Here is a 15,978-nt window from a genome sequence, read left to right on the forward strand (position 1 = left end):
CGATCATGGCGCGGCGGGCGGGCGGCGGCAAGATGGCCTGGCCGATTCGGCCGGTGTGCGGACCGCGGTTTTGGCGATTGCGGGCGGTGCGCTATGCGGGGGGCCGAGGGGTGCACAGATGGATGCAATGCGGCGACGGGTGCTGGCGGCAGGAGCGGCGGTGGTTGCCGCCGGCGCGACGGCGGGGTGTACGCGGCTGGGGGTGTTGAACGGTGCCAATGCGCTGATCCCGGGCGATGGCGGCGTGGCGCTGCTGGCGTCGGAAATCGCCTATGGCGGCGATCCGCGCCAACGGCTCGATATCTATGGGCCGCCGCAGGCGCGGGGGTTGCCGGTGATCGTCTTTTTCTATGGCGGCAGCTGGTCGAGCGGCGCGCGCGGTGATTATGGTTTTGCAGCGCGGGCCCTGGCGGCGCAGGGGTTCATTGTCGTCGTGCCGGATTATCGGCTGGTGCCGGCGGCGCGTTTCCCCGCCTTTGTCGAGGATGGTGCCGCCGCGACGCAATGGACGGCGGCCAATGTCGCGCGCCATGGCGGCGACCCGCGGCGCATTGCCGTGGCCGGGCACAGTGCCGGCGCCTATATCGCGATGATGCTGGCGCTCGACCGGGGCCGGGGTGCGGCCGGGGTCATCAAGTCGGTGGCGACCCTGGCGGGCCCGTTCGATTTTTCGCCGTTCGTGCCGGGCGGCGCGGCGGCGGCGGCGTTCGGCGGTACGCCGGACATCGCCGCCACCCAGCCGATCAATTTCGCGCGCGGCGACGCGCCGGCGATGCTGCTGTTGACCGGGGACGCCGATACGACCGTGCAGCCGCGCAATTCCCGGGTGCTGGCGGCCAGGGTGACCGGCCTTGGCGGCAAGGCGCAGCTGGTCGAATATGCCGGCATCGGCCATATCGGCATCTTGCTGGCGATGTCGAAGCCGTTTCGCGGCAAGGCACCGGTGGTGCGCGACATCGCGGTGTTCCTGCACGCGGCGCTGGCCGGCACAGGATAGAGGACGGTGCGGGGCGTGGGCCCCGCACCGTCATGGTTCAGGCGACGACGCTGCGCCCGGAGCGGCGGGTACGGACCGCAGCGCCGACAAGGATGAAGCCGAAGACCAGCTGCGCCCAGGTGGTGGGTTCCGGAACGGCGGCGAGCGTGGAACCGAACGTCATCGCGTCGGGCGTCAGGCTGTCGAGCGGCAGCATGCTGGCGAGCAGCGCGAGATCTTCGAGGGCGAAATCCGGCAGCGGCTCCTCGAACAGGCTGATGGCGTTGGAGATGTCGGCGCCATCGAGGCTGCCGAGCAAGGCCAGCGTCTGGGCGCCGAGCGGCGGCCGGTCGCCGACGGTGTTGTTCTCGATGATGTTGTTGTTGCCATCGATGTTCATCGACGTCCGCCACCTGGCGCCAGGCAGGGTGGTAAGCGTGTTGTTGGTGAAGATGCTGTTATCGCAATTGCCACAGGCGATGCCCTGGGGGAACGACGTGGCGATGGTGTTGCCGATCATGGTGATGCGCAGGCCGCCACCGGCGCTGGCATTGAACGAGGTCAGCCCCTGTGTCGGGCCGTTGACATAATTGTTGGTCAGCGAGATGTCGGATTGGCGCGGATTGCCGAGGATGCTCCACAGCTGGATGCAATCGGGATGGGCACCGGCCGACGGCGCGCCATTGGTGCAACGGTTGGCCGTGGCGGTGACGCGGTGGCTGTCGGCGATATTGATGCCATCGCTGGTCATGCCGATGAAGCGGCTGCTGCTGATGCGGACGTCAGTGGAGGCAGTGATGCCGATGCCGAGGCGCAGGTTCTGGAAATTGCCGGCCGAGACGCTGATCCCCCGCGAGCCGGCCGTGGTGATGCCGACGCCGGTGCCGCGGCCGGTGCCGACGAAGAACACGCGCGAAAAGTTGACGTCGCTGCTGTTGTAGAGGCCGACCGCGCGCCCGGTGCGCATCTCCTGGGTCCTCGAGCCATAGGTGCCGCCGAGGAAATTGACCTTCGACACGTTCTTGATGGTCAGGGTGTCGGTGAATGTCGCCTGGGTCGCGTCGATGGTCACCGCCTTGGTGAAACTGCGATTCTGCAGGACCATATCTTTGACGGTCCCGACCACCTTGATGGTGTCGCCATCCTTTGCCCTTGCGAACACCGCAGCCAGGTTGGTGCCATTGGCCGTCAGCACAGCAGCGTGAAGAGGCGCAGCGCTTGTTGCCAACATGGCTAGCGCCAACGCAAAGCGTTTCCTGATCATGTGTCCGTGTCCCTTTGTTTTGCAATTGTTTGCAACCGGCTCCCCGCAAAGCCGGCTTGACCTGTAGGGTGATAAAATGAATCGAAGATGAGCGCGTTGGGTTAATAAAGGTGAATGTGCTTTCGGGGTAACAACCTCGTATTGTTACCAAATGCTCTATGCGAAAGGGGTATGCGACCGACAGGTGCTTGCGTCGGACGACCGGTTGAGCGCATGACAGATCATGCCCAGCCGACCGCTTTTCGTGACCCAGTTTTACGAGGGATTCCTAACCGATCCCGCCCTGTTGGCAGCGCTTGCGCACAGCTGTCGCAGCCTCGCACGCGATGACATGGCGGGGCGGCGTTGGGCGCGCGACAATGGCTATTCTGGGTACACGTCCTACGCTTCGCTGAACGATTTGCCGGCGCGCGATCCGGCGTTCGCCGACCTGAAACGGCGTCTGGATGGGCATGTGCGTGCTTTTGCCGCAGAGGCTGCGATGGAACTAAATGGCCGCAAGCCGCGACTCGACAGTTTGTGGGTCAACATCCTGAAGCCCGGCGGCGCCCATTCCGGGCATATTCATCCGCACAGCATCATTTCGGGGACGGTCTATATCGAGGTTCCCCCAGGCGCCGGCGGGTTGAAGCTGGAGGATCCGCGGTTGCCGATGCTGATGAACGCACCGGGCCGCAGTGCCGATGCGCCCGAGGCATTGCAGACGTTCGTCTATGCGACGCCGCAGCCCGGCACGATCTACCTGTGGGAAAGCTGGCTGCGCCATGAAGTGCCCGCGAGCCGGGCCAAGGCGGAGCGGATCAGCGTCAGCTTCAACTATAGCTGAGCCGGCACCCCTTCGTTCAGCCAGGTCGCCAGCGGCGCCCAGAGCAGCGCCGGCGCGCGGCGGCTGACAACCATGCCGACATGGCCTGCATCGAGGCGCAGCGCCGTTCCCGGACCATCGCTGGTCAGCGCCGTCGCCGGCGGCACGATATGGTCGTGGCCGGCGAGGATATCGAGCACCGGGCAGGCGAGGTGGGCAATGTCGATGCGCGTGCCGGCAATCGTCCAGTCGCCGCGGCCGCTGGCATCGGCAGCGAACAGCGTTTCGGCGAGATCGCGGGTGGCGGTGATCGAAAGCGGCACGCCGCCATTGGCCCAGTCTTCCAGTTGCACGAACGCGCGCGGGTCGGCATCGGACGCGGCAAAGGCTTCGTATTTGGCAGCGAGACCGGCGGGGTCGAGCGACCAGAATGCCGGTTGCAGTAGGTCCATCGGCACCGCGCCGAACTGTTCCGCCAGGGGTTCGGCACCGCGCCACCAGGCGGCAAGGCCGTCGCGCGCCGGGGCATCATAGCCGCCGAAGTGCCAGGGCGTGGCGAGCAGCGCCAGCCGGTCGACGCGTGGCCCCAGCAGCGTCGCGGCGGCAATCGCCAGCGTCCCGCCCAGGCAATAGCCGGCAAGCGCAACCGGCGCGCCAAGGCCGGCAACGAGCGGCACCAGCCGCAGCGCGACCGTATCGGCCAGGCCCAACCCCTCGGGTTCGCCCCAATCGACGACCAGCGGCCGCAGCCCGGCCATCGCCAGCGCGTCGGTGAGCGAGTTGCCCGGCGCCAGATCGAGAATATCGGGCGGGTTGATCAGCGACGGCACGATCACGACCGGGCGACCGCTGCCGCCATGATCCCGCAGTGTCACATGCCCGATGCGGGCGATGGCAGGGCGCTGGCGGCGGGGCGGGGCGACAGGCGCTGCCTGGTAACGCCGCAATCCGGCCAGGACACGGTCAAGGCGCGCCGGGTCGTCCCGGCAGGCGGTGGTGACGGCAGCGAGGAAGACCGGCAGCGGATGGGGGCCGCGGCGGCGCGTCCCGGCCGGGCGTTGGTCACTTTCGAGCGCAGTCTGGCCATTGCGTTGCGATGCAGCATGTGGATGTGTTACGAATAGATTTTCGGTATTGTCAGGAAGATTCATGGCCATTGCCCCGTCCAATACCGGCTCCGGCGCTGCAGCCAAGGGCGATACGCCGAAGCAAGGCGCCGGTGCATCGGTGGTCATCAAGAAATACGCCAACCGCCGGCTGTATAACACCGAAACCAGCAGTTACATCACGCTTGAGCACCTTGCGGCGATGACCCGCGAAGGCCGCGATTTCCAGGTCTTCGACGCCCGCACCGGCGAGGACATTACCCGCAGCGTGCTGACGCAGATCGTCATGGAGGAAGAGGCAACCGGCCAGACGATGTTGCCCGTGCCTTTCCTGCGCCAGATCATCGCCATGTATGGTGATTCGATGCAGGCAATGGTGCCGCATTATCTGGAAGCATCGATGGCGGCCTTTGCCGAGAACCAGGACAAGTTCCGCAGCGCGGCGCTGAAACCGTTCGAGCAGCTCGCCAAGCAGAATCTGGCGCTGTTCCAGGCCGCGACGTCGATGCTGACTACGGGTCTGGTTCCCGGGGCGACGCCGGCGGCTCGTCCGGCCTCGCCCGCGCCTTCGCCGGCGGCAGCGCCCAGCGACAGTGAAATGGCGCAGTTGAAGTCCCAGTTGGCCGCCTTGCAGGCGCGCCTCGACGGCATGGGCAAGGACTGATCGCAGCCGCGGCGTCGGTTTGATCGTTTCGACACCGGGCAATATTGCACCGCAATTCTTCGTTAAAGGCTCCGCTGGCGGCTTGCCGACCGCCGGCCCCGCCGCTATGAGCGCGTCCGGGGGATTGGTGTCCGATCATGGGCATTTGCCGGGGTGGACTGCCGACGCGAGAGGCATCGGGAGCTTGCACGGGCAACAATGCCGATTGTCGGATCGATCCGGAGATGGGGAGTTTTCGGCATGGAATCGCTGATCGCGGCGCGCGGAAATGACGATGAGAATCCGGTGGCGGCCCGGTTGGCCGCTGTCGACTTGCCGCCCGATTATCGGCCGTCGTCCGATGAAGACTTCATGTCGGTGCAGCAGCTGGCCTATTTCCGCCGCAAGCTGCTCGAGTGGAAGGACTCGATCCTGCGCGAATCGTCGGCGACGCTCGAAACGCTGAAGGCCGAGCCGATGCGCGAGCCCGACGTGACCGACCGCGCAGCGAGCGAAACCGACTGGGGGATCGAACTGCGCACCCGTGACCGCCAGCGCAAGGTCATCAGCAAGATCGACGCGGCGCTGCGCCGGATCGAAAATGGCGAATATGGCTATTGCGAAGTCACGGGCGAGCCGATCTCGCTGCAGCGGCTGGAGGCTCGGCCGATTGCCACGATGACGCTGGAAGCGCAGGAGCGTCATGAGCGCGACGAAAAGATCACGCGCGAGGAATAGGCCACAGGCCGGGCAAGCGGTTTGCGCATCACGCAGCCGGCGCGGTACACCCCGCGCCGGCGCGACGGATCAGTGAAGGCGGTTGATTTCTTCCTTCAGCTTCAGCTTCTCGCGCTTCAATTGGGCCAGAAGCGCCTGGTCAGGCAGCGGCCGCCGGGTTTCGGCATGAACCGACGCCTCCAGGGCGGCATGGCGGGCATTGAGGGTGGCGAGATGGGCATTGGCCATCGGATACTCCCTTGAAAAGCGATAGCGCCGGGGGCGGCGCGGAGTCGCGGGTCGCAAAGTCAACCACACAATCGCCGCGAAGTCCAAGGCTTGGATAACGGGCCGAAATGACCGCGCGGTGGGCCGTGCAACGTGCGAGTTGGCAGTGGCGGGTGCGAGCGATAAGGGTGGTCCCCACGGTCAGCCAGGGGGTCAGCGGTGGACGAGGACGAGATTCGGGCGCGGATCGAAATGGCCCGGCGTGACCACCGCGACCTCGATGCCGCCATCGAGGCGCTGCGCATGATGCCGATGGTCGACATGATCCAGCTGCAACGCTTCAAGAAGCGCAAGTTGAAGCTGCGCGACGAGATCGCGCTGCTGGAGGATTTGCTGATCCCCGACATTATCGCCTGAGCCGCCCGTATCTGATAAGGCGTCGCGATGCGCGTGTGTGTTCTGGTGTTAACGACCGCTGTCATGCTTGTCGGATGCGCGACCGGCGGCGCGCGCGGCAGCTCGGCCTTGCAAGGCTGCTATGATGCCGCCAACGGCCTTGTGGCGGTCGCGCCGGGTCTTGCGGCCTGCAATCGCGCCATCGCCGCCACCGGATTGCCCGACGAACTGCGCGCCGCGACGCTGGTCAATCGCGGCATCGTTCGCATGAATGCACGGCAATATGACTCGGCGATTGCCGATTATGACGCCGCGCTGGCGCTGGCGCCGGGCAATGCCGACGCATGGCTCGACAAGGGCATTGCGTTGGTGCGCATGGGTGGGCGCGATGCAGAGGCGCTGACGGTGCTGACCACTGCGCTCGACCATGATCCCCGCAAACCGGAGCTGGTCTATTACCACCGTGCGGCAGCGAACGAGAATCTGGGGCGGCTTCGTGCCGCCTATGAGGATTATGCCGAGGCGGCGCAGCTGGCGCCCGGCTGGTCCGAACCGACCATGCAATTGCAGCGGTTCAAGTTCATCAGGCGCAAGGCCCTGGCCGGGTAGGGCATTGGCTGGATACGTCGGCCGACGATTCGATCTCGACGGCAAAAGACCGGGGGCGCGTTGCGGCGGCCCCCGGCCTGCTTCGATGTCGGATTATTCGGCGGCCAGGCGGCTTTCGACCGTCACCGGCGGCAGTGCTTCACCGATCGCGACCTTGCGCGGCTTCTTGTGCTCGGGGATCTCGCGCACAAGCTCGATGTTGAGCAGGCCGTCGGCGTAGCTGGCGCCGGTAACCTTGATGGTGTCGGCGAGCTGGAAGCGACGCTCGAAGGCGCGCTTGGCGATGCCGCGATGGAGAAAGACGCGCTCTTCACCATTCTCGACTTCGGAGCCGGCGTTGCCGGTCACGATCAGGGTGTTTTCCTGGACCGTCAGATCGAGCTCGTTCTGACCGAAACCGGCCACGGCCATGGCGATCCGATAGGCGCCATCACCAAGCTTTTCAATGTTATAGGGCGGATAGCCAGTTTCACTGCCGTCAACCCGGCCGGCAAATTCGACGAGGCGGTTGAGGTTTTCATAGCCGATCGACGAGCGCAGCAGCGGGGCGATGTCAAAGGTACGCATGGCATGTCCTTTCGTTAAGCGATGTGCCGTTTCCAATGTCCCCGCCCTGTCGGGCCGGGGGCGGTCGCGATCCCATCTGGCAATCGCGACACGCCGGATTTGGGAACGGCAGGCATGGCTTCAAGAGGCGCTGCCGGAATTTTTTGTCCGGATTTCGCGATCAGAGGGTGCGGATCAGGGTGCGGACGACCGCGAGCCAGGGGGCGTCGGCGATCACCTGCTGGCGGGCGCCCGGCGTCAGCGGCAGGACCTGAAGACGGCTGCCATCGACCGCCACGAGCCGACCGAAGACGAAGCGTCCCACGGGACGCGGCACCAGCACGTCGCGGTTGATGGCGCGGCCATAGTCGGCAGCGGCGAGATTTTCCGCCCATAGGACGTCGCCGGCGCGATATTCGCCCTGCGCTGCTTCGACCAGAATACCGACCTGGGCCGAGGTCGGCGCCGGCGGCACCACGGTCAGCGGCTTGCGCGGGGCCTGGGCGCCATCGGTGGCGAGGATCGCTGCAACAGCGATGTCGGGACGGTCGGCCAGCGTGACGAGTTCGGACGATTCGACCCCGAGCGCCGCGGCGATGCGGTTGAGCCAGCCGACCGACACAGTGCGGGTTCCGGTTTCAAGCCTGCCGATTGTCTGGGCCGTGGTCGGTGGCACGCAGTTTTCGGCCACATCGAGCAAGGTCAGCCCCTTGGCTTTGCGCACTTCGCGGATTCGCGTCAACATCATTCCGGCTCCCCTAAACCCCACAGGTTTCCCCTGTCCTACAGCGCGATGGTTATGGCAAGCGAAAAACATAACCAGGATGGAGTTATACCCCCATGGCGCGAAAATTTCCTTCTCGCACCGAAACGTTGCCAATAAGTGACCAAGATGTCATGCCGTTAGCTGACAACCGGCTGTTGGGCGAAAGGCGGCTTTGTGCCGGCGACAGGGTCGATCGCACCATCGTGACGGTCAACCTTGCGGAGTCGCCGCTCGCCTGGCTGGTTCGTCGGAATATGGTTACGGCCGTGCAGTTCGAGGCCGGCGAGCGATTGCGCGGCGACTTCATGCGTGCCGGCCAGGCGCCGCGGATCACCATGCGCTGGGACCCGGCCCCCACCAGCCGATCGGCGCCCGGCGCGAATGACCCGACGACGGCGCAAATCGGCGCGAGGCAGCGCTTCGACGCGGCGATCGCGGCCGCAGGGCCGGGTCTGGGCGATGTCCTGTGGCGGGTGGTGTGCATGGGGGAGGGGCTGGAAACGGCGGAGCGCGCGCTGGGCTGGCCGAGCCGCGCCGGCAAGCTGGTATTGACGCTGGCGCTCGATCGATTGGCCGGGCACTATGGTCTTGTCTGAGTATCGCGAAGGATTGTTCATGCGTGCATTGCTGATTTTGCCCCTGCTGGCGCTGACGGTGGGGGGGCTTGTCACGGGTGCGTGCGCGGCACCCGGCGCCAAGGGCGAATCACTGGGTCGCAGCGGGGGCGCCATGCCGCAGACGATGATCGAAACCCCGCTGACGAGCGCCTCCGGCGACGTGTTGGGCCAGGTCCGGTTGTTGCAGGAAGCCGCTGGCACCCGGGTCATCGCCAATGTGAAGGGGCTGCCGCCGGGCGAATACGCCATTCACATCCACGCCGTGGGCAGTTGCGTCGGGCCGGACTTCACCAGTGCGGGCGGCCATTTCAACCCCGAATCACGGCAGCATGGCACCGACAATCCGGCCGGATCGCACGCCGGCGACCTTCCCAACATCAGCGTGGCGGCTGCCACTGCTGGCGTCAGCGAAGGCAGCATCGACGCGGTGCGACCCGGTCTGCGGTTGCGGGACGGCACCGCACCGCTGTTCGACGCCGATGGCGCCGCGGTGGTCGTCCACGCCAAGCCGGACGATTACAAGACCGATCCGACCGGCAATGCCGGCAGTCGCCTGTTGTGCGCAGTGGTCGCGCCGCCGAAAAAATAGGCGGCAGCACGATGGGGATGCAGAGGATGCGTGGGGCGATCGACGGGGATCGAACCCGCAACCTCCGGCACCCCAACCATCGCGCGTAGACGAAAACTGGCGCACGACGGCCATCGCTGATCGGGCGGATCCTCCGCTTGACCGTAGGAGTTTCACCTTTCTGCCGCGATCTAAGGACCGGCATCTTGCCGGCAGCGCTAACGCAGCGCGTCGAGCACACCGCTGGCCATCGCCGCCTTCACATGGTCGATGAAGGCGCGCAGCTTGGGGAGCATCTGGCCATGGTCGGGGTAATGCAGAAAAAGCCCCGGGCTCGTCGGTGCATATTGGCACAAGACAACCTCCAGCGTGCCGGCGGCGATCTGATCGGCGACGAGGGGCTCGCTGACCTGCGCAAGGCCGAGGCCGCGAGTCGCCATTGCGATGATGGCGGGATAATTGTTGACCATGACCCGGCCCTTTACCGCCACATCGACGCTGCGCGTGCCGTCGCTCAACCGCCATGGCATGATCGCGCCATTGCCGGTCAGCCGCTGCCGGATGCAGTCATGCGCTTTCAGGTCGGCAAGGCCCTGCGGACGGCCGCGCCGGTCGAGGTAATCCGGCGCGCCGACGATGATGTAACGAAACGGCCCTGACAGGCGGAAGCAGATCATGTCGGCTTCGAGAAGTTCGCCGATGCGGATGCCGGCATCATGGCCGCTGGCAGCAAGATCGACCCGGGCATCCTCGACAATGATCTCGACATCGACATCGGGATAGCGCGCGCAGAAATCGGCGAGGATCGGTTCGATCAGCAAGGGCACGACCGCCTCGGGCATGTTGAGCCGCAACAGCCCGGCAGGCCGTTCGCCGAGGGTGCGGGCATTTTCCCAGGCGCCGATCAGGCTGGTCCAGGCCGGTGCCGCCTGGTTGCGCAGCACGGCGCCCGCCTCGGTGAGCCCCACCGAGCGCGTCGTGCGGATGAACAGCGGCACGCCCATGCGCTCTTCGAGTTGGCGGACCGTCTGGCTGATCGCAGAAGCCGAAATGCCAAGGTCCTCGGCAGCGGCACGAAATGACTGGCGCTCGGCGACGCGCAGAAAGGCTTCGACGCCATCGAGCAGGTGCCGCGGGATTATGTAGTTCCGCTTCATAAGCCGACCAGGATTATCCGGATTATCCTGGTTTCGAGTGTCGCTTAAAACCTGGGCATCGGCAAGACGATCCAGCCCGCCGAAACAACCAAAGGATGTTCGCGATGATCAGTCTTTTCAACCTCGACCGTTTTGCCATCGTCGGCCTTGTCCTGACGGCAACAATGCCCTTCATCGCTTTGAGCCCCGCCGACGCCGCGCCGGTTGACTGTACCGTCGAAGCCCAGGCGATCGAGGCCTTGTCGCTGCGTGCCGAAGCCGGTGGCGTGTCGTCGCAGGCAACTGCCAGGGCGCTGCGGACGGCACGGCTCGCCCAGAAAATCTGCAACGAAGGCGGCCGCCACGAAGCCGCGAAGAAGTTCGATCTGGCGCGCGCGCAGCTCGGCAGCGACGTGGAACTCGCCGATCGGCGCTGAGGGCGGATAGCGCTGACATGGCCGGCTGCGGCCAGCAGGGCCCTTAGCGCAACATCAACGTTGCGCGCTGCTGGCTCGGGAGAAACGACGAGCCTATTGGGGGCAATGAATACCAGCCAGCTCGTGGCCCCAGGATGCTTGCCGGTTGTTCCCTGAACCGGGGCTAACCAAGCCCGGCTCTGCGCCTTGCAGCGAGTCGATCTGTGGCGGGCCAGGGTTCGATGGCGCACGACCCGGTGCCAGGATCGTGCCAGGCCACTGCGCCCGGTCGATCAATCACGCCGCGGGGCGGTCCTGGCATAGACGGTCGCGCAGTTCGCGTTTCAGGAACTTGCCGCTGGCGTTGCGTGGCAGCGAGTCTGTCATGAACCAGATGTGGCGCGGTACCTTGTAGTTCGCGATATGGCCTTCGCAGAAGCCGCGCAGCTCCGCGTCATCCAGGACCTCGCCGGGTTTCAGCACGATCGCCGCGCCCACTTCCTCGCCCAGCCGGTGGTCGGGGACGCCGAACACGCAGCATTCGGCGATGGCGGAGTGGCGATAAATGGCGGCTTCGACCTCGGCGCAATAAACGTTCTCGCCGCCGCGCAGCACCATGTCCTTCTTGCGATCAACGATGAATATGAAGCCATCCTCGTCGATGCGGGCGATGTCGCCGGTGTGCAGCCAGCCGTCGGTGATGGCGGCGGCGGTCGCTTCGGGGCGGTTGATATAGCCCTTGATGACCGCGGCGCCCTTCACCCAAAGTTCGCCGGTTTCGCCCGGCGGCACGGTGTTGCCTTCCTCATCGACGCACTTCGCTTCGTAAGCGGGCATGGCGGGGCCGGCGCTGTCGGGCTTGTCGACAAAGAAGTCGCCAGCAACGGAGGTGATGATGCCGCAGGTTTCGGTCATGCCGTAGCCTGTGCTCGGTCGGGCGCTCACCACCTTCTCCTCGATCTTGTGCACCAGATCCGGCGGCACCTGCGCGCCGCCGCCCGAAAGCGCCGTCAGGCTCGAAAGATCGGTCGTGGCGAAATCGGGGTGGTTGATCAGTTCGCGCGCCATCACTGGCACGCCGCCGATGGATGTCACGCGTTCCTGCGCGATGATGCGCAGCGCTTCGCCGGCGTCCCAGCGGTACATCAGCACGATGGTGCCGCCGGCTGCCGTCGTCGCATAGGCGCCACAGTTGTTGGCGGTGACATGGAACAGGGGAGTCGTCAGCAGGGACACCGGCGCCGGCGGCGCGGCCGGCGGCGCGACGCCGGTGGCACGCTGCGTCGCCAGCGCCGTGGACGCGCCGGCATAGAGCATGTTGAACAAATTGGTGATGCATCCGCGATGGGTCAGCTGGGCGCCCTTGGGAAACCCGGTGGTGCCCGACGTGTAGAAGATGCAGGCATCGGCATCGGCATCGATCACGACTTCCGGCATGGCACCGCGGTGGGCGATGACATCGGCGAAAGACATCACATCGGACTCGGGCCCACGCAGCCGTACGCCGACGAGCGTTACGCCGGGCAGTGGCTCGGCGATCTCCTTGTAGCGGTCGAGCCGCTCGGCATCTAGAAAGAGTGCTTTCGGCGCCGAATCCGCCAGCGCATAGGCCATTTCCTCGGCGGTCCACCAGGCGTTCATGCCGACGACGGCGATGCCGGAGCAGACGCAGGCCCAATAGATCAGCAGCCATTCGGGATAGTTGCGCATGGCGATCGCCACCCGGTCGCCCGGCTTGATCCCCCGTGCCGCCAGCCAGGCAGCGATGGCGTCAACGCGGGCGTGGGCCTGGGCATAGGTAAGCCGTTCGTCGCGATAGATGAGATAGGTTCTGTCGGCGAATGGCAGGGTCGATTGCCACAATGCCCGCACATCGGGCAGCGCATGGCGATAGGCGCGGATGGCGATGCCATTGACGTCGGTGTGGACAATCTCAAACGTTCCACCTGGGCCCGTCAGTTCCTCGCGCGCTTTCGCCAGTTCAGCGTAGTGCATGGCTCTCCCCAGAGTGTGCTTCTTGTCTGTCAGTGATACACGCGCCCCGGTGCCCGGTAAGCTATCTAGAGCCACTGGAAGCGACATTGCCCGCCGTGTCTGGCCTGATCAACGGCGACGGCATCAACGGCGACGGCATCAACGGCGACGGCATCAACGGCGACGGCTTGCCGTCATTGCGCCGTCAGATGTCACAAAGAGTCGTCCCGCTGCGGTATCACCGACGGCCGCAGAGCGCAGGCGATGCCGGCACCGATCAACGCAATGCCCGCAAAGTGAAACCACCGAACCGCTTCGCCCAGAAACAGCACGGCGAGGAACGCCCCCATGACCGGCATGATGTTGAGATAGAGGCCGGCAGCGGCAGATCCGAGAAGCTCGACGCCGCGATTGAAGAACAAATAGGCAATCAGCGAAGGGAACAGGCAGACATAGGCAATCGCCAGCCAGCTTTCTGGACGAGGCTCGATCAATCGCCCGCTGGCGACCTCCGCGAGATACAGCGGCAGCAACGCAACAACACCAATGGCAATTGTCGCCGCCAGAAAACTGAGCGGGTGCACCTGTGGCCGCCTGCGCAGCAAAACCGAATAGAGCGACCAGATAACGACCGCAGCGCCGATGATGACATCGCCCCGATTGAAATCGAGCGTCCGCAGCATCGATGCGTTCCCTTGCGACAGGATCACCAGCGCCCCGGCAAGAGACAGGCAGATGCCGAGCAATTGCGGCAGACGTGTTTTTTCGGCGAACAGGATTGCACCGAGCAGAATAATCAACCCGGGTTGAAGCGATTGCAGCAGCAGCCCGTTGACGGCGCTTGTTGTTTGCAGGCCGGTGTAGAGGAGCGAATTGAACGCGCCGATACCCAGCACACCGAGCAACAGAACAATCTTCCATGCGCGGCGGAGCCGGCCGGCATCGCGGCGGAGATGCGGCCAGGCAAAGGGCATCAGGATCAGCAGCGCCAGCCCCCAGCGCCAGAACGAAAGAGCGAAGGGCGGAACCACCTCGCGTGCACTTCGTGCGACGATCGCGTTGCCTGCCCAGAACAGGGCGGTGAACGTCAGGAGGACGTAGGGCGCCGCCCACAGCCGCGCGGCGGTTCGTACGACGGCCGATGAGCGGGACTGTGGCGGAACCTGCGGCACGAAAGGCTAGCGACCGGGGACCGCTGGCGGAAAGACGTCAGCGATTGCCTCCAGCGCACACCGGTCATCATTGGCAGAACCACCAGCTCCGGCGACGCCGATCCCACCGATCACACTGCCGCCAGCAGTGATGGGCTGGCCACCGCCGACCAGCAGCAATTCGGCCATGGTTGTCAGATTTCGCGATGTCGGATCCGATGCGGCTCGGGCGGCGAGGGCGGTCGTGCTGCTTTTTGTCGACAGCGCCGTGAATGCCTTGCGCTGTGCTGCAACGGTGTTGTGCGGCCCGACATCATCACCGCGCTGCAGTGCCACGAGGTTGCCGCCTCGATCGACCACCGCAACCGCTGCTTCCCGACCGATTCTGGTACACGCGGCAATGGCCGCACTCGCCAGCCGGTTGGCGAGCACGAGCGACACGGTGCCACGCTCCAGCGGCGAACCGGGGGCGGAAAGCGCGGTGGCCGACGCAAGGATCAGAAAAGCGCCGGACATGATCAATTTCCCCGATAGGTCGAATAGCCATGGGGACTTGCCACAACCGGTACGTGATAGTGCCCCGTCGGATCGCTGACGTCAAAGGCCGGTGCGATAGCCAGGTCGACGCTGCTTCCACCCTGATTATCTGCAGCGGGCCGCAACGGCGCTGACGCGGTCATGTTCCAGTGAACCCCAGTCCAACGACGAGATGCGGCGTAACCCCTTGGGCGCGTTGGGGCGATCGACGGGGATTGAACCCGCAACCTCCGGTACCACAAACCGGCGCTCTAACCAATTGAGCTACGACCGCCACGCAATCGCGGCGGGCCATTGCCGCCGCGAGACAGGAGCGAATAGAGGAGGCGGCGCGCGCGTGCAAGCCACCGCGAAGCGGCGCCCGGCCAGCCGGCGACTTTTGCGGCTTTCGCCGCAGCCGTTGTTCGATTATTGCGTCCCTCAGTAATTTCCTGAACGGACGAGTTGCGCCATGATTTTCGACGCCGTTGATTTCGACGCCCATGAGGCGGTGCATTTTGCCACGGATGAAGCCACCGGGCTGACAGCGATCATCGCGCTCCATTCGACCCACCTGGGGCCGGCCGCCGGTGGCACGCGCTGGTGGTCCTATGCTGATGACGCGGCGGCGCTGACCGATGCACTGCGGCTGTCGCGCGGGATGAGCTACAAGAATGCCATGGCCGGCCTGCCAATGGGCGGCGGCAAGGGCGTCATCATCAAGGATGCGCCGAAGACCGAGGCGATGCTGGAAGCCTTTGGCGATGTCATCGAATCGCTGGGCGGGCGCTATGTGACGGCCGAGGATGTCGGCATGTCGGATCAGGACATGACCGTGATCGCGCGGCGCACGCGCCATGTGTCGGGGTTGCCGGTCGCGGCCGGCGCGGTGGGCGGCAACCCGGGGCCGTCGACGGCGGAAGGGATCTTCGTCGGCATGCGCGCCGCCGTCGCCCACAAGCTGGGGCGCCATGATTTCAAGGGCGTGCATGTCGCCATCCAGGGGCTTGGCAGCGTCGGCGGCGCGCTGGCGGAAAAGCTGGCGGTGGCCGGTGCCGTGCTGACGCTCGCCGATGTCGATGCGGCGCGGGCTGCGGCCTATGCGGCGCGACTGGGCGCCACCGCGGTCGACGTGACGGCGATCACCCGGGTCGCGGCGGATGTGTTCAGCCCCAATGCGCTGGGGGCGGTGCTCGATGCGCCGACCATCGCCGGATTGCAGGTCGCGGTCGTGGCGGGTGCTGCCAACAACCAGTTGGCGACGCCCAACGACGGCGCGGCGCTGGCGGCCCGCGGCATCCTTTACGCGCCCGACTATGTCATCAACGCCGGCGGGATCATCAGTGTCGTTGCCGAATATCTGGGCCATGGCGACCCGGCCGAAGTGGCGCGGGCGATTGCCGCGATCGAAGGCCGGCTCGCCGATATCTTCGTGACCGCCGACCGGATCGCCATGCCGACCGACATGGTGGCGGATTCGATGGCGCGCAAGTTGATCGGTCGGGGATAGGCCGGATCTCGCTTCGGGGCGCGCGCTTCCGGAA

Annotated in this window: 21 protein-coding genes and 1 tRNA gene; 11 read left to right on the forward strand and 11 right to left on the reverse strand. The window is 65.6% G+C overall.

Going from position 1 to position 15,978, the window contains the following annotated elements:
• The first annotated feature begins 118 nt into the window (after positions 1-118).
• Positions 119-997, forward strand: a complete 879-nt coding sequence (locus GGQ62_RS15350) for an alpha/beta hydrolase (protein WP_243446147.1) — start codon at positions 119-121, stop codon at positions 995-997.
• A gap of 37 nt (positions 998-1,034) precedes the next feature.
• On the opposite strand, the gene GGQ62_RS15355 is transcribed toward GGQ62_RS15350, so the two are convergent.
• Complete coding sequence (locus GGQ62_RS15355) at positions 1,035-2,207, reverse strand: PEPxxWA-CTERM sorting domain-containing protein (protein ID WP_167649700.1); 1,173 nt, start codon at positions 2,205-2,207, stop codon at positions 1,035-1,037.
• A gap of 256 nt (positions 2,208-2,463) precedes the next feature.
• On the opposite strand from GGQ62_RS15355, the gene GGQ62_RS15360 reads away from it, so the two are divergent.
• The gene (locus GGQ62_RS15360; RefSeq protein ID WP_152577883.1) at positions 2,464-3,066 is read left to right on the forward strand and encodes a TIGR02466 family protein; all 603 of its coding nucleotides are present in this window, start codon (positions 2,464-2,466) and stop codon (positions 3,064-3,066) included.
• On the opposite strand, the gene GGQ62_RS15365 is transcribed toward GGQ62_RS15360, so the two are convergent.
• Positions 3,057-3,920 (reverse strand): alpha/beta fold hydrolase, encoded by an 864-nt coding sequence (locus tag GGQ62_RS15365; RefSeq protein WP_243446652.1) that lies wholly within the window; start codon positions 3,918-3,920, stop codon positions 3,057-3,059. The genes GGQ62_RS15360 and GGQ62_RS15365 overlap by 10 nt on opposite strands.
• On the opposite strand from GGQ62_RS15365, the gene GGQ62_RS15370 reads away from it, so the two are divergent.
• The 3 genes from GGQ62_RS15370 (at position 3,921) to dksA (ending at position 5,532) form a co-directional block, all read left to right on the forward strand.
• A complete protein-coding gene (locus GGQ62_RS15370) occupies positions 3,921-4,169 on the forward strand; it encodes a hypothetical protein (protein WP_167649678.1) in 249 nt (82 codons plus the stop codon).
• A 25-nt stretch (positions 4,170-4,194) separates the two neighbouring features.
• Positions 4,195-4,815 (forward strand): polyhydroxyalkanoate synthesis repressor PhaR, encoded by a 621-nt coding sequence (gene phaR, locus GGQ62_RS15375; RefSeq protein ID WP_152577882.1) that lies wholly within the window; start codon positions 4,195-4,197, stop codon positions 4,813-4,815.
• Between the two features lie 240 nt (positions 4,816-5,055).
• Complete coding sequence (gene dksA / locus GGQ62_RS15380) at positions 5,056-5,532, forward strand: RNA polymerase-binding protein DksA (protein ID WP_153401317.1); 477 nt, start codon at positions 5,056-5,058, stop codon at positions 5,530-5,532.
• Between the two features lie 69 nt (positions 5,533-5,601).
• Here the strand turns inward: dksA and GGQ62_RS15385 are convergent, their stop codons facing one another.
• Complete coding sequence (locus GGQ62_RS15385; protein WP_152577881.1) at positions 5,602-5,760, reverse strand: YdcH family protein; 159 nt, start codon at positions 5,758-5,760, stop codon at positions 5,602-5,604.
• A gap of 198 nt (positions 5,761-5,958) precedes the next feature.
• Between GGQ62_RS15385 and GGQ62_RS15390 the strand changes: the two genes are divergently transcribed.
• Both GGQ62_RS15390 and GGQ62_RS15395 read left to right on the forward strand, forming a co-directional pair.
• On the forward strand, positions 5,959-6,156 hold the full coding sequence (locus GGQ62_RS15390; protein WP_152577880.1) for a YdcH family protein: 198 nt from the start codon (positions 5,959-5,961) through the stop codon (positions 6,154-6,156).
• A 63-nt stretch (positions 6,157-6,219) separates the two neighbouring features.
• Positions 6,220-6,744: a tetratricopeptide repeat protein gene (locus GGQ62_RS15395; protein WP_167649701.1), complete on the forward strand. Its 525-nt coding sequence runs from the start codon at positions 6,220-6,222 to the stop codon at positions 6,742-6,744.
• A gap of 93 nt (positions 6,745-6,837) precedes the next feature.
• On the opposite strand, the gene GGQ62_RS15400 is transcribed toward GGQ62_RS15395, so the two are convergent.
• Complete coding sequence (locus tag GGQ62_RS15400) at positions 6,838-7,311, reverse strand: Hsp20 family protein (RefSeq protein ID WP_152578252.1); 474 nt, start codon at positions 7,309-7,311, stop codon at positions 6,838-6,840.
• Positions 7,312-7,471: 160 nt separating this feature from the next.
• The gene (locus GGQ62_RS15405; RefSeq protein WP_152578251.1) at positions 7,472-8,035 is read right to left on the reverse strand and encodes a helix-turn-helix domain-containing protein; all 564 of its coding nucleotides are present in this window, start codon (positions 8,033-8,035) and stop codon (positions 7,472-7,474) included.
• A gap of 95 nt (positions 8,036-8,130) precedes the next feature.
• Here GGQ62_RS15405 and GGQ62_RS15410 point away from each other — a divergent pair, with 95 nt between their 5' ends.
• Together GGQ62_RS15410 and GGQ62_RS15415 are read left to right on the forward strand one after the other, a co-directional pair.
• Complete coding sequence (locus tag GGQ62_RS15410) at positions 8,131-8,652, forward strand: DUF6456 domain-containing protein (protein WP_243446146.1); 522 nt, start codon at positions 8,131-8,133, stop codon at positions 8,650-8,652.
• A 19-nt stretch (positions 8,653-8,671) separates the two neighbouring features.
• Positions 8,672-9,262: a superoxide dismutase family protein gene (locus tag GGQ62_RS15415; protein WP_152577878.1), complete on the forward strand. Its 591-nt coding sequence runs from the start codon at positions 8,672-8,674 to the stop codon at positions 9,260-9,262.
• A gap of 197 nt (positions 9,263-9,459) precedes the next feature.
• On the opposite strand, the gene GGQ62_RS15420 is transcribed toward GGQ62_RS15415, so the two are convergent.
• A complete protein-coding gene (locus GGQ62_RS15420; RefSeq protein WP_152577877.1) occupies positions 9,460-10,398 on the reverse strand; it encodes a LysR family transcriptional regulator in 939 nt (312 codons plus the stop codon).
• A gap of 104 nt (positions 10,399-10,502) precedes the next feature.
• Between GGQ62_RS15420 and GGQ62_RS15425 the strand changes: the two genes are divergently transcribed.
• Positions 10,503-10,814 (forward strand): hypothetical protein, encoded by a 312-nt coding sequence (locus GGQ62_RS15425; protein WP_167649702.1) that lies wholly within the window; start codon positions 10,503-10,505, stop codon positions 10,812-10,814.
• 276 nt (positions 10,815-11,090) lie between these two features.
• Here GGQ62_RS15425 and GGQ62_RS15430 read toward each other — a convergent pair whose 3' ends face one another.
• The 5 genes from GGQ62_RS15430 to GGQ62_RS15450 all read right to left on the reverse strand — a co-directional run bounded on the left by GGQ62_RS15430 (position 11,091) and on the right by GGQ62_RS15450 (position 14,729).
• Positions 11,091-12,788 (reverse strand): class I adenylate-forming enzyme family protein, encoded by a 1,698-nt coding sequence (locus tag GGQ62_RS15430; RefSeq protein ID WP_167649703.1) that lies wholly within the window; start codon positions 12,786-12,788, stop codon positions 11,091-11,093.
• Between the two features lie 191 nt (positions 12,789-12,979).
• Positions 12,980-13,939: a DMT family transporter gene (locus GGQ62_RS15435; RefSeq protein ID WP_152577874.1), complete on the reverse strand. Its 960-nt coding sequence runs from the start codon at positions 13,937-13,939 to the stop codon at positions 12,980-12,982.
• 6 nt (positions 13,940-13,945) lie between these two features.
• Positions 13,946-14,434, reverse strand: coding sequence for a GlcG/HbpS family heme-binding protein (locus GGQ62_RS15440; protein ID WP_152577873.1), 489 nt, complete (start codon positions 14,432-14,434; stop codon positions 13,946-13,948).
• A 2-nt stretch (positions 14,435-14,436) separates the two neighbouring features.
• Positions 14,437-14,598 carry a hydroxyisourate hydrolase gene (locus GGQ62_RS16500; protein WP_243446145.1) on the reverse strand — a complete coding sequence of 54 codons (162 nt, stop codon included), beginning with the start codon at positions 14,596-14,598 and terminating at the stop codon, positions 14,437-14,439.
• A 54-nt stretch (positions 14,599-14,652) separates the two neighbouring features.
• A tRNA-His gene (locus GGQ62_RS15450) sits at positions 14,653-14,729 on the reverse strand.
• 177 nt (positions 14,730-14,906) lie between these two features.
• Here GGQ62_RS15450 and GGQ62_RS15455 point away from each other — a divergent pair.
• On the forward strand, positions 14,907-15,944 hold the full coding sequence (locus tag GGQ62_RS15455; RefSeq protein WP_152577872.1) for a Leu/Phe/Val dehydrogenase: 1,038 nt from the start codon (positions 14,907-14,909) through the stop codon (positions 15,942-15,944).
• Positions 15,945-15,978: the final 34 nt, after the last annotated feature.

Source organism: Polymorphobacter fuscus (assembly GCF_011927825.1).
In the GTDB taxonomy this organism is placed as follows: Bacteria; Pseudomonadota; Alphaproteobacteria; order Sphingomonadales; family Sphingomonadaceae; genus Sandarakinorhabdus; species Sandarakinorhabdus fusca.

What these genes read in the sequence shown, in the direction of transcription:
- GGQ62_RS16500 (WP_243446145.1), bottom strand. Translation starts at nt 14,598, where the DNA reads ATGACCGCGTCAGCGCCGTTGCGGCCCGCTGCAGATAATCAGGGTGGA.
- GGQ62_RS15360 (WP_152577883.1), top strand. Translation starts at nt 2,464, where the DNA reads ATGCCCAGCCGACCGCTTTTCGTGACCCAGTTTTACGAGGGATTCCTA.
- GGQ62_RS15430 (WP_167649703.1), bottom strand. Translation starts at nt 12,788, where the DNA reads ATGCACTACGCTGAACTGGCGAAAGCGCGCGAGGAACTGACGGGCCCA.
- GGQ62_RS15355 (WP_167649700.1), bottom strand. Translation starts at nt 2,207, where the DNA reads ATGTTGGCAACAAGCGCTGCGCCTCTTCACGCTGCTGTGCTGACGGCC.
- GGQ62_RS15415 (WP_152577878.1), top strand. Translation starts at nt 8,672, where the DNA reads ATGCGTGCATTGCTGATTTTGCCCCTGCTGGCGCTGACGGTGGGGGGG.
- GGQ62_RS15370 (WP_167649678.1), top strand. Translation starts at nt 3,921, where the DNA reads ATGCCCGATGCGGGCGATGGCAGGGCGCTGGCGGCGGGGCGGGGCGAC.
- GGQ62_RS15425 (WP_167649702.1), top strand. Translation starts at nt 10,503, where the DNA reads ATGATCAGTCTTTTCAACCTCGACCGTTTTGCCATCGTCGGCCTTGTC.
- dksA (WP_153401317.1), top strand. Translation starts at nt 5,056, where the DNA reads ATGGAATCGCTGATCGCGGCGCGCGGAAATGACGATGAGAATCCGGTG.
- GGQ62_RS15455 (WP_152577872.1), top strand. Translation starts at nt 14,907, where the DNA reads ATGATTTTCGACGCCGTTGATTTCGACGCCCATGAGGCGGTGCATTTT.
- GGQ62_RS15405 (WP_152578251.1), bottom strand. Translation starts at nt 8,035, where the DNA reads ATGTTGACGCGAATCCGCGAAGTGCGCAAAGCCAAGGGGCTGACCTTG.
- GGQ62_RS15410 (WP_243446146.1), top strand. Translation starts at nt 8,131, where the DNA reads ATGGCGCGAAAATTTCCTTCTCGCACCGAAACGTTGCCAATAAGTGAC.
- GGQ62_RS15395 (WP_167649701.1), top strand. Translation starts at nt 6,220, where the DNA reads ATGCTTGTCGGATGCGCGACCGGCGGCGCGCGCGGCAGCTCGGCCTTG.
- GGQ62_RS15385 (WP_152577881.1), bottom strand. Translation starts at nt 5,760, where the DNA reads ATGGCCAATGCCCATCTCGCCACCCTCAATGCCCGCCATGCCGCCCTG.
- GGQ62_RS15420 (WP_152577877.1), bottom strand. Translation starts at nt 10,398, where the DNA reads ATGAAGCGGAACTACATAATCCCGCGGCACCTGCTCGATGGCGTCGAA.
- GGQ62_RS15350 (WP_243446147.1), top strand. Translation starts at nt 119, where the DNA reads ATGGATGCAATGCGGCGACGGGTGCTGGCGGCAGGAGCGGCGGTGGTT.
- GGQ62_RS15400 (WP_152578252.1), bottom strand. Translation starts at nt 7,311, where the DNA reads ATGCGTACCTTTGACATCGCCCCGCTGCTGCGCTCGTCGATCGGCTAT.
- phaR (WP_152577882.1), top strand. Translation starts at nt 4,195, where the DNA reads ATGGCCATTGCCCCGTCCAATACCGGCTCCGGCGCTGCAGCCAAGGGC.
- GGQ62_RS15440 (WP_152577873.1), bottom strand. Translation starts at nt 14,434, where the DNA reads ATGTCCGGCGCTTTTCTGATCCTTGCGTCGGCCACCGCGCTTTCCGCC.